This window comes from Microbacterium sp. 2FI, from assembly GCF_005502885.1.
Lineage (GTDB): Bacteria > Actinomycetota > Actinomycetes > Actinomycetales > Microbacteriaceae > Microbacterium.
Window position 1 is genome coordinate 25,977 of sequence record NZ_SCMR01000001.1, and the last position, 13,629, is coordinate 39,605.

Annotated in this window: 11 protein-coding genes; 9 read left to right on the forward strand and 2 right to left on the reverse strand. The window is 71.5% G+C overall.

Annotation, left to right across the window (positions count from 1 at the left end; all coding sequences use genetic code 11):
* Nucleotides 1-4 precede the first annotated feature (4 nt).
* The 7 genes from FFS15_RS00135 (at nt 5) to FFS15_RS00165 (ending at nt 8,447) form a co-directional block, all read left to right on the forward strand.
* Nucleotides 5-1,357, forward strand: a complete 1,353-nt coding sequence (locus tag FFS15_RS00135; protein ID WP_137842983.1) for a D-alanyl-D-alanine carboxypeptidase — start codon at nt 5-7, stop codon at nt 1,355-1,357.
* 54 nt (nt 1,358-1,411) lie between these two features.
* Nucleotides 1,412-4,144: a LuxR family transcriptional regulator gene (locus tag FFS15_RS00140; protein ID WP_283205744.1), complete on the forward strand. Its 2,733-nt coding sequence runs from the start codon at nt 1,412-1,414 to the stop codon at nt 4,142-4,144.
* A 102-nt stretch (nt 4,145-4,246) separates the two neighbouring features.
* The gene (locus tag FFS15_RS00145; RefSeq protein ID WP_137842985.1) at nt 4,247-5,071 is read left to right on the forward strand and encodes an alpha/beta hydrolase; all 825 of its coding nucleotides are present in this window, start codon (nt 4,247-4,249) and stop codon (nt 5,069-5,071) included.
* A 48-nt stretch (nt 5,072-5,119) separates the two neighbouring features.
* Nucleotides 5,120-5,959, forward strand: coding sequence for an alpha/beta hydrolase (locus tag FFS15_RS00150; RefSeq protein WP_137842986.1), 840 nt, complete (start codon nt 5,120-5,122; stop codon nt 5,957-5,959).
* 49 nt (nt 5,960-6,008) lie between these two features.
* The gene (locus tag FFS15_RS00155) at nt 6,009-6,848 is read left to right on the forward strand and encodes an alpha/beta hydrolase (protein ID WP_137842987.1); all 840 of its coding nucleotides are present in this window, start codon (nt 6,009-6,011) and stop codon (nt 6,846-6,848) included.
* A 149-nt stretch (nt 6,849-6,997) separates the two neighbouring features.
* On the forward strand, nt 6,998-7,708 hold the full coding sequence (locus FFS15_RS00160; RefSeq protein ID WP_137842988.1) for a DUF899 family protein: 711 nt from the start codon (nt 6,998-7,000) through the stop codon (nt 7,706-7,708).
* 58 nt (nt 7,709-7,766) lie between these two features.
* The gene (locus tag FFS15_RS00165; RefSeq protein ID WP_137842989.1) at nt 7,767-8,447 is read left to right on the forward strand and encodes a hypothetical protein; all 681 of its coding nucleotides are present in this window, start codon (nt 7,767-7,769) and stop codon (nt 8,445-8,447) included.
* Here FFS15_RS00165 and FFS15_RS00170 read toward each other — a convergent pair.
* Nucleotides 8,408-9,718, reverse strand: a complete 1,311-nt coding sequence (locus tag FFS15_RS00170; protein WP_137842990.1) for a glycosyltransferase — start codon at nt 9,716-9,718, stop codon at nt 8,408-8,410. The two genes, FFS15_RS00165 and FFS15_RS00170, sit on opposite strands and share 40 nt — an antisense overlap.
* Nucleotides 9,715-11,868 carry a glycosyltransferase gene (locus tag FFS15_RS00175; protein WP_137842991.1) on the reverse strand — a complete coding sequence of 718 codons (2,154 nt, stop codon included), beginning with the start codon at nt 11,866-11,868 and terminating at the stop codon, nt 9,715-9,717. Before FFS15_RS00175 ends, FFS15_RS00170 begins: the two co-directional genes overlap by 4 nt.
* 114 nt (nt 11,869-11,982) lie before the next feature.
* On the opposite strand from FFS15_RS00175, the gene FFS15_RS00180 reads away from it, so the two are divergent.
* Both FFS15_RS00180 and FFS15_RS00185 read left to right on the forward strand, forming a co-directional pair.
* Nucleotides 11,983-13,170: a polysaccharide pyruvyl transferase family protein gene (locus tag FFS15_RS00180; protein WP_137842992.1), complete on the forward strand. Its 1,188-nt coding sequence runs from the start codon at nt 11,983-11,985 to the stop codon at nt 13,168-13,170.
* A 59-nt stretch (nt 13,171-13,229) separates the two neighbouring features.
* The gene (locus FFS15_RS00185; protein WP_137842993.1) at nt 13,230-13,568 is read left to right on the forward strand and encodes an HNH endonuclease; all 339 of its coding nucleotides are present in this window, start codon (nt 13,230-13,232) and stop codon (nt 13,566-13,568) included.
* Nucleotides 13,569-13,629: the final 61 nt, after the last annotated feature.

The following is a 13,629-nucleotide window of genomic DNA, read 5'->3' on the forward strand; positions in this document are numbered from 1 at the left end:
ACCGATGACGACACAGCAGCAGACGCCGGACGAGCTCGCACACCTCGCAGAGCTGATGAGCCGCGAAGAGGCTCCGCCGACCGGCCGCGCTCCTGTCGACCCGGCGACGCGTCGCCGGCGCCGCTGGGGCTGGATCATCGCCGCGATCGTTCTTGCCGTCATGCTCGCGGTGCCGGGCGGGTATATCGGCTGGGCGCTGAACGCGCCGCTCGCCCCACCCGTCGTCAGCTCGCGCACGGTCACCGCGCCGACGCCCCCGCCCGCTGCCATCACGCTTCCGACGGAGGGGGCTGCGGCGATCAGCGTCAGCGGCGCGGAGGAGTACCTCGGCACTGAGGCGAGCGGCATCTGGGTCACGAGCGGCGGCGACGAGCCCCGCTCGATCGCGAGCATCAGCAAGCTGGTCACCGCACTCGTCGTCCTCGACGCGCACCCTCTCGCGAGCGCGGACGATCCCGGGCCCACGATCACCTTCGACAAGGCCGACCACGACCTCTACGACAAGTACTACGTGATGGGCGCGACGATCGCCGCGATGCCGACCGGCAGTTCGATGTCGCTGCACGATGCGCTCGCCACGATGCTCATCCCGTCGGCGAGCAACTACGCCGAGGCCGTGTCGACCTGGGCATTCGGGTCGCAGTGGGCGTTTGCGAACGCGACGCGCACGTGGCTCGCCGAGCACGGGCTGACCGGCACCGCGATCGTCGAGCCCACCGGCATCAGCCCGCGCAATACGAGCACGCCGACCGATCTCATGGCGATCGCGCGGCTCGCGGCGGCGAATCCGGCGATCGCAGACATCGTTGCGACGCCGTCGCTGATGCTCGCCGGGCCGGGCCGGATCAACAATACGAACGAGTTGCTCGGCAGTCACGGGATCACCGGGCTCAAGACCGGCAATCTCGGCCCGGGAACCTACAGCCTGTTGTTCACGTCCTCCCTCGACGTGGGCCTGGATGCGCCGCTCGGCGTGACCGGAGTCGTGCTCGACGCGGCATCGCGGGCCGCCGTCGACGAGCACGTCGTCGCGATGCTCGACGGCATCCGCGACGGCTTCCGTGCGGTGCCGGTCGCTGCCGGCGGCGAACCCGTGGGCTCGTTCTCGACGCCGTGGGGCGCGAAGGCGCAGATGGTCATCAGCCGCGACACGTCGATCCTCGCGTGGTCCGACACGCCGATCACCGTGTCGATGGAGACGACGATTCCGAAGGAGTATCGCGACGGCGAGGTCGTCGGCTCCATCACGTGGACGGCCGGACCCCAGACGGTGACAGCCGACATCGTCGTCAAGGGCACCATCGAGCCGCCGACCGATTGGTGGCGGCTGACCCATCCGGCCGAGCTCGGCGGCTGACTTCGTCATAGCGTCCCGTGGGAGCGCTCCACTACCGTGTAGGGCATCGACGTCATCCAGCCATCGCTCCTCGGCCGTCGCGATGAGTTGGATCGCCTCGGCACGCTCGTGAGTCTGGCGCGCAACGGCCACGGCTCGGCCTTGCTGGTGCGCGGTGAAGCCGGCATCGGCAAGACCACTCTGCTCGAGGAGGCCGTGCGCGACCTCGGCGGGGTGCGCGTCGTCCGGGCTGACGGCTTCGAAGCCGAATCGGCGATGGCGTACGCGACGTTGCAGCGGCTCGGAGCCCCGTTCGCGCACCTCGTGCGGCTGCTGCCCGAACGCCAGGCGGCGGCGCTGCGGATCGCCGCCGGTGTCGAACCGGGGCCGCCGCCCGATCGCTATCTCGTGGGGCTCGGGATGCTGTCGCTGCTCGCGGCCGCGGCGGAGCACGAGCCGATCGTGTGCGTGGTCGACGACGCGCACCTCGCCGACGCAGAGTCGCTCGAAGTGCTCGCATTCGTCGCGCGCCGCCTGCAGGCCGAGGCGGTGACTCTGATCCTCAGCGCCCGCCCCGACCCCGGCATCGACCGGGCGACCGCCGGCGTCGCCTCACTCGACCTCGCCGGACTCGAGCCGTCCGCCGCGACGCAGCTGCTGCATCGGTCGGTGCAGGGCGCGATCGACCCGCTGCTGGCCAAGCGCATCGCCGACGAGACGGGCGGCAATCCGCTGGCGCTGATCGACTTGGGCCGCGCCTTCAGTGCGCGTGAGCTCACCGAGACCACGCTGGCGTCGACGCCGGTGCCGATCGGGGAGCGTCTTGAGCGTCACTATCTCGAGCGCGTGCAGACCCTCGGGCGCTCCTGTCAGGACTGGCTGCTCATCGCCGCCGCGGAGTCGACCGGCGACCTCGCTCTCATCGAAGATGCCGCGGCGCGGCTCGCCCTGCCGGCGGATTCTGCGGCTGAGGCGGAGCGTGCCGACCTGGTCGTGGTGCGAAGCAGCGTCGCGTTCCGGCATCCGCTCGTCCGTGCCGCCGTCTACAACGGCATGCCGGGCGCTGACCGCCGACGCATTCACGAGGTGCTCGCTGCCGTCGCCGACGACCGCGGGCGCGCCGACCTCGCGGTGTGGCATGCCGCGGCCGCGGCGATCGGCATCGACGAGGTGCTGGCGGGACGGATGGAGGAGCTGGCTGATGCGGCCGGCGGACGCGGCGGGTCGGCATCCCGGTCCCACCTGCTCGCACGCGCCGCCGACCTCACCCCGCTGGGTGCGGTTCGGGACGCCAGGCTCCTCGCCTCCGCCGAGGCCGCGGCCGAGGCGGGGGCGGCCCACCTCGCTCTCGAGCAGCTCGATCGCCTGGACGTCGACGGCCTCGACCCGGTGTCGAAGGGGCGCGCGCTCCTGCTCGAGGTGACGCTCGCGATGTTCGTCGCCGATCCTCAGGGGATCACGCACGGCACGGCGACGCTGCTGCGCAGTGCCGAGCTCTTCCACGGGCTCGCGCCGGAGCTCGAGCAGCGGGCGCTGCTGCAGGCGTTCGAGGTGGACCTCACCTCGGAGTGGGCGGTGAGAAGCGGCACCCTCCGCGAGCTCGGCGAGCGGCTGGCGGCGGGCGCCCACGTGACGGACGGGCCGAGATCGCTTGCGCTGGCCGCGCTGTCGTCGTTCATCCTCGATCCGTATGAGGACGCCGTGCCTGCGATGCGGGGCGCGGTCGAAGCGCTCCTCGGGGCAGAGGATGCTGAGCTCCTCGACGCCGGCTACTTCGGCGTGGCGCTCACGATGGGGCTTTGGGACGAGGCGACCTGCGTCCGGCTGCTCGAACGTCAGGCCGAGGCCGCCCGCGATGCGGGTGCCCTGCGCATCCTCGACACCACGCTGTGGCTGCTCAGCCTCGTCGAGCTGGTGCACGGCGGGGCCGTCGCTTCAGGCCGGTACGCCGAGCAGGTGCGTGAGCTTCGCCGCGCGATCGGCTACGACGCCGAGCAGGTCGTCAACGCCGCCTACTTCGCGTGGTCGGGCGCACCGATCGCCGTCGTCGTGCAGATCGCCGACGCGGTCCGCGCCTCGGGGTTCATCGGCGCGTGGACGGTCGCGATGTCAGCGCTCAGCAGCCGTGACGTCGCCGACGGCAACTACCGCGAGGCCTACGAGCGCAGCCTGCCGATGATCCGGCGCGAGTACCTCCAGGTGACCTTCCAGCAGATCCCCGACTTCGTCGAAGCGGGTGTTCGCAGCGGCATGGGGGAGGAGGTGCGGTTCGCCGTCGAGCGATTGGTGATGTTCGCCGACGTCAGCGCGACCCCCTGGATCCGCGGGCTCGCCGCGCGCAGCGCCGCGCTCTTGGCACCGGACGACGAGGCCGAGGCACACTACCGCTCGGCGATCGACCATTTGGAGCAGTCGACGGCGCGGGGTGATCTCGGTCGCGCCCATCTGGTCTACGGCGAGTGGCTTCGACGCATGAAGCGGCGGAGAGAGGCGCGAGAGCAGCTGCGGACAGCGCTGAGCGTGCTCAACCGAGTCGGTTCGGCCGCGTTCGAGGCCCGCGCGCGCCGTGAACTCGAGGCCACCGGCGAGCATGTGCCTGTCCACGGCGCGGACGAGGTCGGCATCGCCGCGCTGACCCCGCAGGAGGCGTCGGTCGCGCGCATGGCTGCTGTCGGCAGGACCAATGCCGAGATCGGCTCGGCGCTTTTCATCAGCGTCAACACCGTCGACTACCACCTGCGCAAGGTGTTCCGAAAGGTCGGCGTCACCTCGCGCCGGCAGCTCAGCGAGCGGCTGCCGACAGACTGACGCCGACCACGCGTTCCCGTTCACGACTACGAGCGGCGCGTGGTTCGGTCGTGCGCCGTCACGCGGGAGCATCGGTCATCCGATGCATCCGAGGAGGCGCCCATGCCCTACGTGACCGCTGATGACGGCGCACAGATCTTCTACAAGGACTGGGGTGACTGCGGAACACCGGTGCTGCTCAGTCACGGCTGGCCGCTGAACGCGGACGCGTGGGAAGCGGCCGCACTCTTCCTCGCTCAGAACGGTCACCGTGCGATCGCGCACGATCGGCGCGGTCACGGGCGGTCGAGTCAGACGTGGAACGGCAACGAGATGGACACGTACGCCGACGACCTCGCGTGCCTGATCGAGCACCTCGACCTCGCCGACCTGACGCTGGTCGGTCACTCGACCGGTGGGGGAGAGATCGCGCACTACGTCGGCCGCCACGGCTCTGCCCGGGTCGCCAAGCTCGTTCTCGTCTCGGCTGTGCCGCCTCTCATGCTCGCGACCGAGGACAACCCCGGCGGTCTGCCGCTCGCGGTGTTCGACGGCATCCGCGCGGGCGAGGCGGCTGATCGCTCGCAGCTGTATCGCGACCTCGCCGACGGCCCCTTCTTCGGTCACAACCGCAACGCGGACATCTCGCAGGGCGTGCGGGACGCGTTCTGGCTGCAGAGCATGGCCTGCGGGCACCGCGCTGCATTCGAGTGCATCGCTGCGTTCTCGGCCACCGACTTCCGACCCGACCTGGCGAAGATCGACGTGCCCACGCTCGTCATCCACGGCGACGACGATCAGATCGTCCCCTTCGCGGTCGGCGGCAAGCGATCGGCCGAGCTCATCGCCGGAGGCACTCTGCTCGTCTACGCGGGCGGCGCCCACGGGCTGCCCGACACGGAGCGCGACCGGCTGCACGCAGACCTGCTCGCCTTCATCGATTCCTGACACGGATGCCGACACCCCACCACCGCCACCACCGAACAAGGAGCCGCCATGACCGAACCGACCGATCCCGAAGCCCCCGACACCATCGTCCTCGTCCACGGTCTGTGGATGACACCGCGCAGCTGGCGCGGGTGGAAGGAGCGTTTCGAGGCCCAGGGCTTCACCGTCATCACCCCCGCGTACCCCGGATTCGAGATCGAGGTCGAAGCGCTCCGCGAGGATCCCGACCTGATCGCGAACCTCACGGTGCCGGAGACCGTCGATCACATCGCCGCGCAGATCGAGGCACTGCCGAAGCCGCCGATCATCATGGGCCATTCCTTCGGCGGAACGCTCACGCAGCTGCTGCTCGCACGCGGACTCGGGGCCGCGGCGGTCGTGGTCGATTCGGCGCCGACCGAGGGCGTGCGGGTGACGCCCCTGTCGCAGGCCAAGTCGCTCTTCCCGGCGCTGAAGAGCCCGGCGAACCGTCGCAAGGCGGTCGCCTTCACACCTGAGGAGTTCCACTACGCGTTCGCGAACACGCTCGCGCGCGACGACTCCGATGCGGTCTGGCGCGAGTTCGCCATTCCGGCGCCGGGCAACTGGATCTGGGCGTACGGGCTCATCGCGAACTTCAAGCCCGGTCACCAGGAGACCTGGGTCGACTATGCGAAGGATCGTGCGCCGCTGCTGTTCATCGGCGGCGAGAAGGACCACATCATGCCGCCGTCGGTCAACAAGTCCAACGCGAAGCACTACGCGGCGTCGCCGGCCGTCACCGAGTACGTCGAGTTCCCCGGCCGCTCGCACTGGATCTGCGCGGAGCCCGGCTGGGAAGAGGTCGCCGACCACGCCCTCGCCTGGGCGCTCGCCCACGCGAAGGCGTCGGCCCGCGTCGGCGCGTGAGGCGCCGCAGAGCCACAGCACACCACAACGGAATCGAAAGGAAGTCGCCATGATCACACGCAAGAGGACGGGATTCGTCGCGCTGGCGGTCGCCGCTGCGCTCTCGCTCGTCGCCCTCGGGGGCGCTGCCCTCCCCGCCACCGCGAACATCCCCGCGGAGGCGCAGATCGCGAAGGGACCGCCCGTGCCGAAGCCCACGGTCGTCCTCGTGCACGGAGCGTTCGCCGACTCCAGCGGATGGAACCTCGTCTCGACCGCGCTCCAGGCCAAGGGCTACCCGGTGCTCGCGTTCTCGAACCCGCTCCGCGGGCCGCAGCACGACGCCGAGTACCTGCGGCAGTTCCTCAGCACGATCACCGGCCCTGTCGTGCTCGTCGGCCACTCGTACGGCGGCGCGGTGATCACGAATGCCGCGACCGGCAATCCGAACGTCAAGTCGCTCGTCTACATCGCCGCCTATGCGCTGGCCGAAGGTGAGTCCGTCCAAGCCGCCAACGCGCTCGGCGGCGGGCATACCGACGTGATCGACCACCTCGTCCTCCGACCGTTCCCCGGAGCGACCGACGGCAACGCCGACGCGTACATCGACCCCGCGTACTTCCCACAGCTGTTCGCGCAGGACATTCCGAAGGCCGTGGCGCAGAACATGGCCGGCTCGCAGCGTCCCGGGGCCTTGGCCTCTCTCGTGACTCCATCGGGCCCGGCGGCCTGGGAGTCGATTCCGAGCTGGTACATGGTCGCGACGAACGACCGCATCATCCCGCCCGAAGCCGAGCGGGCGATGGCCGAGCGCGCCGGCGCCAAGACCGTCGAGGTGAACAGCTCGCACGTGCCGATGATCAGCCATCCGCTCAAGGTGGTCGCACTCATCCTCGACGCGGCCAAGTAGCGGCCTCTGCGCCGGTTCGCTGCGTGAGGGGCGGACCGGCGCTGATGCTGCGGCCTCGGCATCCGTCCCCCTGTCCCCTCGCCCTGCGATGTGTACGATGTCCACATGTCGATGTTGACGCTGTGCACATTCTGCGAAGGAGACGCGCTATGACCGAGACCCTTTCTGCCCCGACGGCTCCCGCGGCCCTTCCGCCCGTGGTCGATGCCGAGACGTGGCGCCGAGAGCTGGCGGAGTTGCGGGTGCGCGAGAAGGCTGCGACCCGTGAGCTCGATGCGATCGCGGCGCAGCGGCGGCGACTGCCGATGGTCGAGCTGGCGGACTACACCCTCGTCGGCAAGGACGGCCCCGTACGCCTCGTCGACGTGTTCGACGGGCGGTCGCAGCTCATCACGTACCACCACATGTGGAATCCGGGTGCCGAGTGGCAGTGCGGCGGCTGCACGGGCTACACGTCGCAGTTCACGCGCACCGAGTTCCTCGATCCGTACGACGCGCGGTTCGTCATCGTGACGCAGGGTGCGATCGACGAGGCGCTGGCCTACCGCGAGAAGGTCGGCAACCGCATGGAGTGGTACTCCACGGCAGACAGCCCGTTCGGCGCCGACGTCGGCGCGCCTCCGGGAGGCGGCTTCGCGGTGAACGTGTTCCTGCGCGACGGCGACACCGTCTACCGCACGTGGCACACCGACGGCCGCGGCACCGAGCAGCTGAGCCACACGTTCCCCTTCATCGACCTGCTGCCGTGGGGCAGACAGGAGGAGTGGCAGGATTCGCCCGAGGGGTGGCCGCAGGCGCCGGCCTACGAGCTCTGGGTGGATTCGCCCGAGGTCGCGCGGCTCTACGGGCCTTCGGCCTGAGGCGCACGCGTCGCCGCGCGGCGAGCCCGAGGCCCGCGCGCCGACATACGCTGGTGCGATGTCACCGTTCACCGTCGTCATCCCGTGGCGGTCGGCGCCGTCGCGTGTCAGCGCCTTCGAGTTCGTGACCGGCTGGTACGCCGAGCACGTTCCCGAGGCCTCGGTGCAGACGATCGACACCGACGACGACGTGTTCGTGCTCGCCGCGTGCCGCAACCGGGCCGTCTCCACCGTCGGTCCCGACGAGGTCGTCGTGATCAACGACGCCGACACGATTCCCGAACCCGGCGCGCTCCGCGCGGCCGTCGAGGCGGCCCGCACCAGCGGTCGGGTGCACCTGCCGTACACCGCGTACCACTGGCTCGGAGCCGAGGGCACCGCGCAGCTGCGGGCAGGCGTCCCCGCTCGCGACTGCTCATTCGAACTCGTGATCGGCGCCTGTTCCGGGGTCTACGTGACCACGCCGCGGACGTGGAACGCGCACGGAGGTCAGGACGAGGGCTTCCGCGGCTGGGGATTCGAAGACGCCGCGTGGAACCTCGCGCACGAGACGCTGCTCGCCGGCCCGCCGGTGAGACACGACGGGCGCGTGTACGCGCTGCACCACGTCGCGGAGGTGCGCGCAGGAGCAGGCTACGAGGCGAATGCCGCGCGGATGGAGCTGTACCGTTCGGCGGCCGGCGACGCCCCGGCGATGGCTCAGCTGGTGGGCGTCGCCCCGCCGGTCAGCAGCTCGTAGGCGATCTGCGGGCCCGAACGCACCTGCTGCTCGGCCGCCACCGCACGAAGTACCTCGCGTCCGGGCGCCGGCAGGTCGCGGACGGCCCGCAGGGCGTCGGCGAGGTCGTCGACCGTTGCGAGGTTCGGCGCCAGCGCTCGCCCGATGCCGACGCGCTCGATCGCGGCGGCCCCGGCGAACTGGTCGGTGGAGAACGGCAGCACGAGCAGCGGCACCCCGTGGCCTACGGCCTCGGTCACCGAGTTGTTGCCGCCGTGGGTCACGGCCAACCTTGCACCGGCGAGCAGACGCACTTGCGGGAGGTAGTCGCGGACCAGCCAGCCTTCCGGCATCGGGCCGAGCTCGGCGGGCGGGGTCGATCCGGTGGCGATCGCCGCGCGCACGCCGGTGCGCGCCAGCGCCTGAGCGACGCGGCGCAGCACATCGCCGCGCACCGAGAGGAAGCTGCCGAAGCTCACGTACGCGTACTCGCCCCCGTCGGCGATCCACCGTTCGACCTGGTCGTCAGCGGGCTCGGTGCGCCGCGTCGACCCCAGGAACGCGTGCGGAGGCAGTGCCCTGCCGTCGCCTGCCGCCAGGGCCGCCGGGTAGTTGTAGAGCACCCGGTCGCCGTGCTCGGCGAACGCGTCCGTCGTCGGCGCAGCGGCCGGGTCGAGTGCGCGTGCGGTGCGATTCCACTCCGCCGTGAACCGCGCCGAGACCTCTTCGCACAGTGCTCGCAGGTCGCGCAGCGCCGCGTCGTCGGGCGTGAAGGCCGTGGGCCAGAACGGCGGGAAGCCGTAGACCTCACCGGCCACCGGCAGCGCGCTCGGGTGCCCCAGCACGACATCGCCGTGCGGGATGCGCGCGGTCTGCAGGGCGATGCGCGCGCTGAAGGCCAGATGGTCGACGAGGACGGCGGTGGCCTGCACCGTCTCGACGGCCTCGAGCACGCGGTGCCCGATCGTGACCGGATCCCACATGAGGTCGGTGAGGCGCTCCGAGGCCTGATACCGCAGCGTCGCGATCATCCCCTCGCGCGTCGCGTCGAAGAATCCGCGCAGCGACGCCGACTCGTCCGCGGGCTGCTCGTCGGCCGAGATCACGCGCGCATTGCTCCCGCGCCCGAGGGCCAGATCGACGCGCTCCATTCCGAACTCGCGCACCAGCGGATCGGTCGCGGGTCCCGTGGCGACGACCACCCGCTCGCCGGCATCGCGCCAGGCCGTCGCGAGGGTCGCCAGGGGCAGCAGATGCGACGCGTAGTCGGGGCTGATGACGAGCAGGGTCACAGGCTCGCCCCGGCGGCGCGGATGAGTTCGGCCTCTTCGGCCGCGACCCCGCGGTACACGGGACCGAGGGCCGCGGCCATCGCCTGGATCGTGAAGCTCGTCCGCACCATCTCGTGCGCGACCTCGGGACGCGTGCCCTCGCCGCGGGCTCCGGCCTCCAGCGCGGATCCGATCGCGGTCTCGAGCCGGTCGGCATCCCATGTCTGCGTGAGAACGCCGGTGACGCCGTCCTCGACGTAGGTGGCGGGGCCGCCGCCGTCGGGGGCGACGACCATGAGCCCGGTCGCCATCGCTTCGAGGAGCGCGATGCCGAACTCCTCCTTGAGGCTTGCGCACACGTAGATCCCGCCCGGCGAGGTGAGCCCCGGCATCCCGAATCGCACCGCCGCGAGCCACAGCGCCGCGATGTCGTTCGGCTGATGGCCCGCGAGGATCAACCCGCCCTCGGCGCGCTCGGCTTCGGGCACCGCGAGGTCGATGCGCGAGAGCTGCTCGCGCTCGTCGAGGGACGGGTGCTCGAGATCCCCGCCGATCACGAGCAGATTCGCGCGATCGCGCAAGGGTCCTCGTGCCCACGTGTCGACCAGGGTCGCCATGCCCTTGACCCGGTGGAGCCGACCGACGGTGACCACGATCGGAAGACTGCGCCGCTCGGGCGCCAGCGCCTCGACGCGAGCCCGCAGCTCGGCGATCGCCGGCACCGCGGGGGTGCCGTCGGCGTGGGCGCGCGCAACCGCGACCGCACGGTCGACCACATCGAGGTCGACGCCCTCGGCCACGATCGTGTGCCGCTCCGGGTGCGAGGTGATGTCGATGCCGACGAGCTGGCGCATGTCGCGTTGCAGCTCGGGGCGCGGGAAGAGCACGGTGTGGGCGGCGTTGGAGGCGAGGTTCTGCACGAGGCGCACGCGAAACCAGAAGTGCTCGACCAGATCGACGTCGCCGAAGTGTTCGCGCGTGAGGGCACCCGAGCGGTCCATCGAGGTGATCACGCCGTGGGGGTCGGGTGCGACGGTGAAGACGACGGGGATGCCGAGCTCGCGCGCGACATCGGCGGCGGCGAGGCTTCCGACATCGGCCATACGCAGGTGCAGCAGGTCGACCCGCCCTGCCGCGCGGAGGATGCGACGGATGCCGCGCCGCGCCGTCACGCGCAACGGCCAGGCCGCTGCCGAGGGGACGGGGGCAGAGCGCAGCGGCACGTGTCCGTAGATGTGGCCCGACGCGGCGGAGCCGATGTCGAGCAGATCGGCGGCCGCCTGCGCGACGGGGCCGCGAGAGAGCGTGATCACGCGGCGCACGCCCGTATCGGGGTCGGCGACCAGGGCGTTGCCCAAGCGCACGAGGAGTGTCGCGATGCCGCCGTTGTCGCCGGCGCCGGCAGAAGCGAGCGACGGGTCGATGTCGGCGTGGAGGAACAGCTGCGCCACCGTCAGTCCGGCGTGGTGCGGTTCTCTCGGCGCAGCGGTGTCGGCGAGGTCGATCAGCGCGAGGCGGGCGACCTCGGCGAGAAGTCCCCCCGTCCCCACGAGGTCTTCGATCGGACCCGACAGCCCGGGCGTGCCGCGCCGCTGGCCGAGGGCGGAGACCGCGGCGATGCGAACCTCGTCGTGCTCGCGCGCGTCGCCGGCGATCCGGACGAGGGCCCGCGTGGCGACGGCCGGCCGCACGAGGCCGAGTGTCTCGACCAGCCGGGCCCGAGCAGCCGGGTCGACGATGCCGAGCAGCGCGGCCTCGACGCTGACGGCGAGTGTCTCGGCCGATGACGTCGACCACTGCTCGAGCGTGCGCTGCGCGAGCATCCCGGTGAATCCGCCGGCGGCGACCAGACCGATGAGGCGGCCCATCGCGTCGGCGCGGGGCGGCGCCGAGCCGAGCGCCCACGCCGCGTGCTCGCGGATCGTCGCGCGGTCGTCCGACAGCAGGCCGCTGAGCATGCGCGACGCCTGCTCGTCGAAGATCTCGGCGAGGGCGTGCACGGCGGCGATCGCGGCGACCTGATCGTCACCCGCCAGCGCCGAGCCCAGCACGCGCAGGGTGCGCACGCCCGGATCGCGGCCGGCCTCGAACGCGAGGTCGTCGGCGAGTCGCATGGCATCGATGATCCGCGGTGCTGCGCGCACCTCGTCCAGAGCCGTCTGCACGCCCATGGCACCCCCTCGGTCATCCGGTCACTTCCGGCAGGCACTCGATGGTAAGCCGCCCGAAAGGCGAGCGGACTGGTCTAGCGTGAACCGGGCCCGCTGGTTACCCTGAGGAGTTTCATGAGAGTCGTGATGATCGGCGACGTGGGCGTCGTCGACGACATGGTGCACATCGGCGACGAGGCCATGTTCGAGGCAGCCCGTGACGAGCTCTCGGCCCGTGGCGCCGAGGTGGTGGGCATTTCGTCGAGTCCTGCCGAGACGGCCCGGCGGTACGGCGTCCGCGCCGTCGGACGCATCGGCTTCGACGGGCTCGATCGCGCCTCGTCCGAGGCGCGGCTCGCCGCCGTGCTGTCGGCGGCTGACAACGAAGACACGCTCGCCCCCGGCGATGCGGCTCACGCGGTGATCGCCGCGGTGGCCGATGCCGATGGCGTGGTCGTCGCCGGCGGCGGCAACCTCGCCTCCACGTGGCCGCTGCACGTGTACGAGCGCGCGGCGCTCGCCGGCATCGCGGCACGGTGCGGAAAGCCGCTCGCCGTCACCGGCCAGACCCTCGGCCCGAGGCTCGACGCACGAGACCGTGAGCTGGTCGCGCGGCTCCTCGGCAGCGCCCGTCGCAGCGGCGTGCGAGAGGCCGCGTCGCAGCGGCTCGCCGCAGACCTCGGGATCGACGCCCGGCTCGGCGTCGACGATGCGTCCTTCTTGGGGATGACCGCAGCGGATGCCGACACCCCCCGCAGCGGCGTGCTCGTGAGTCTGTCGCTGAGTCTCGGCGGAGCGCCCCGGGCAAAGGCCGCCGCCCGCATCGCGGCGCTGGTGGACGCCGCCGCCGATGAGGTGGGCGGCCCGGTCCGATTCCACGCGCACTTCGGGCCGCTCGCGGGCGTCGAGCCGCGCGGGGACGCGCTGCTGCATGAGGAGGTGCGCGCGCTGATGCGCGCTCCCTCGAGCGTCGTGCCCTCGGGTGACGCGCGGTCGGCGGCATCCCTCGCCCGGTCCTCGGCGCTCCTGATCACCGGGCGGTATCACCCGGCCGTGTTCGCGGCGCCTGCGGGAGTGCCGGTGCTCGGTCTCGTGACCGACGACTACACCGCGATCAAGCAACGCGGTGCTCTTGCTCACTGGGGTCAGGATGCCGTGGTGCCGATCGCCGAGGCCGACTCGCGGGGCATTCCGCGGATGCGGAGTCTGTGGGCCGAGCGCGCCGCGATCGCCGCTGAGGCGGCGCGGCGCCTGCCGGACCACCGCGCCGCGGCGTCAGCGTGGTGGGACGACGTCGCGACCGTGCTCGGGGGTATGGCCTAGTCGAGAGCTGACCGGCGCGGGTGTCTCAGTCCACCGCTCGGGCTCGCTACCCTCGCACCATGGCCGTGAGTCAGACCCGTCGCGCCCGCGCCGCGCGGCGCCGCACCCGGCGAGTGGCGGCGGCAGACAACGACCTCACACCCGACGAATGGGAGTCGCTCGTCGAGGCGTGGGGCACCTGCGCGTACTGCGGTGCATCCGGCCCCTTCCAGAAGGACTGCGTGCTGCCGATCTCGCGCGGCGGGCGGTACACCTTCGAGAACGTCGTGCCTGCCTGCCGCTCGTGCAACGCGAGCAAGTGCAACGACGAGGTGACCGGATGGCTGCGGCGCAAGCGACTCGACGAGCGCGCGTTCCTGCTGCGGCACATCGAGATTCTCGCGGCCTGGCGGGCGTGACCGGCGGCCACGCCTCGCGCGGCGTGTGTCTCGGCGCGTAACCCCTCCGCAACAGAAGTGG

Coding starts and splice junctions, on each gene's coding strand:
- FFS15_RS00135 (WP_137842983.1), top strand. CDS start 5: ATGACGACACAGCAGCAGACGCCGGACGAGCTCGCACACCTCGCAGAG.
- FFS15_RS00145 (WP_137842985.1), top strand. CDS start 4,247: ATGCCCTACGTGACCGCTGATGACGGCGCACAGATCTTCTACAAGGAC.
- FFS15_RS00150 (WP_137842986.1), top strand. CDS start 5,120: ATGACCGAACCGACCGATCCCGAAGCCCCCGACACCATCGTCCTCGTC.
- FFS15_RS00155 (WP_137842987.1), top strand. CDS start 6,009: ATGATCACACGCAAGAGGACGGGATTCGTCGCGCTGGCGGTCGCCGCT.
- FFS15_RS00160 (WP_137842988.1), top strand. CDS start 6,998: ATGACCGAGACCCTTTCTGCCCCGACGGCTCCCGCGGCCCTTCCGCCC.
- FFS15_RS00165 (WP_137842989.1), top strand. CDS start 7,767: ATGTCACCGTTCACCGTCGTCATCCCGTGGCGGTCGGCGCCGTCGCGT.
- FFS15_RS00175 (WP_137842991.1), bottom strand. CDS start 11,868: ATGGGCGTGCAGACGGCTCTGGACGAGGTGCGCGCAGCACCGCGGATC.
- FFS15_RS00180 (WP_137842992.1), top strand. CDS start 11,983: ATGAGAGTCGTGATGATCGGCGACGTGGGCGTCGTCGACGACATGGTG.
- FFS15_RS00185 (WP_137842993.1), top strand. CDS start 13,230: ATGGCCGTGAGTCAGACCCGTCGCGCCCGCGCCGCGCGGCGCCGCACC.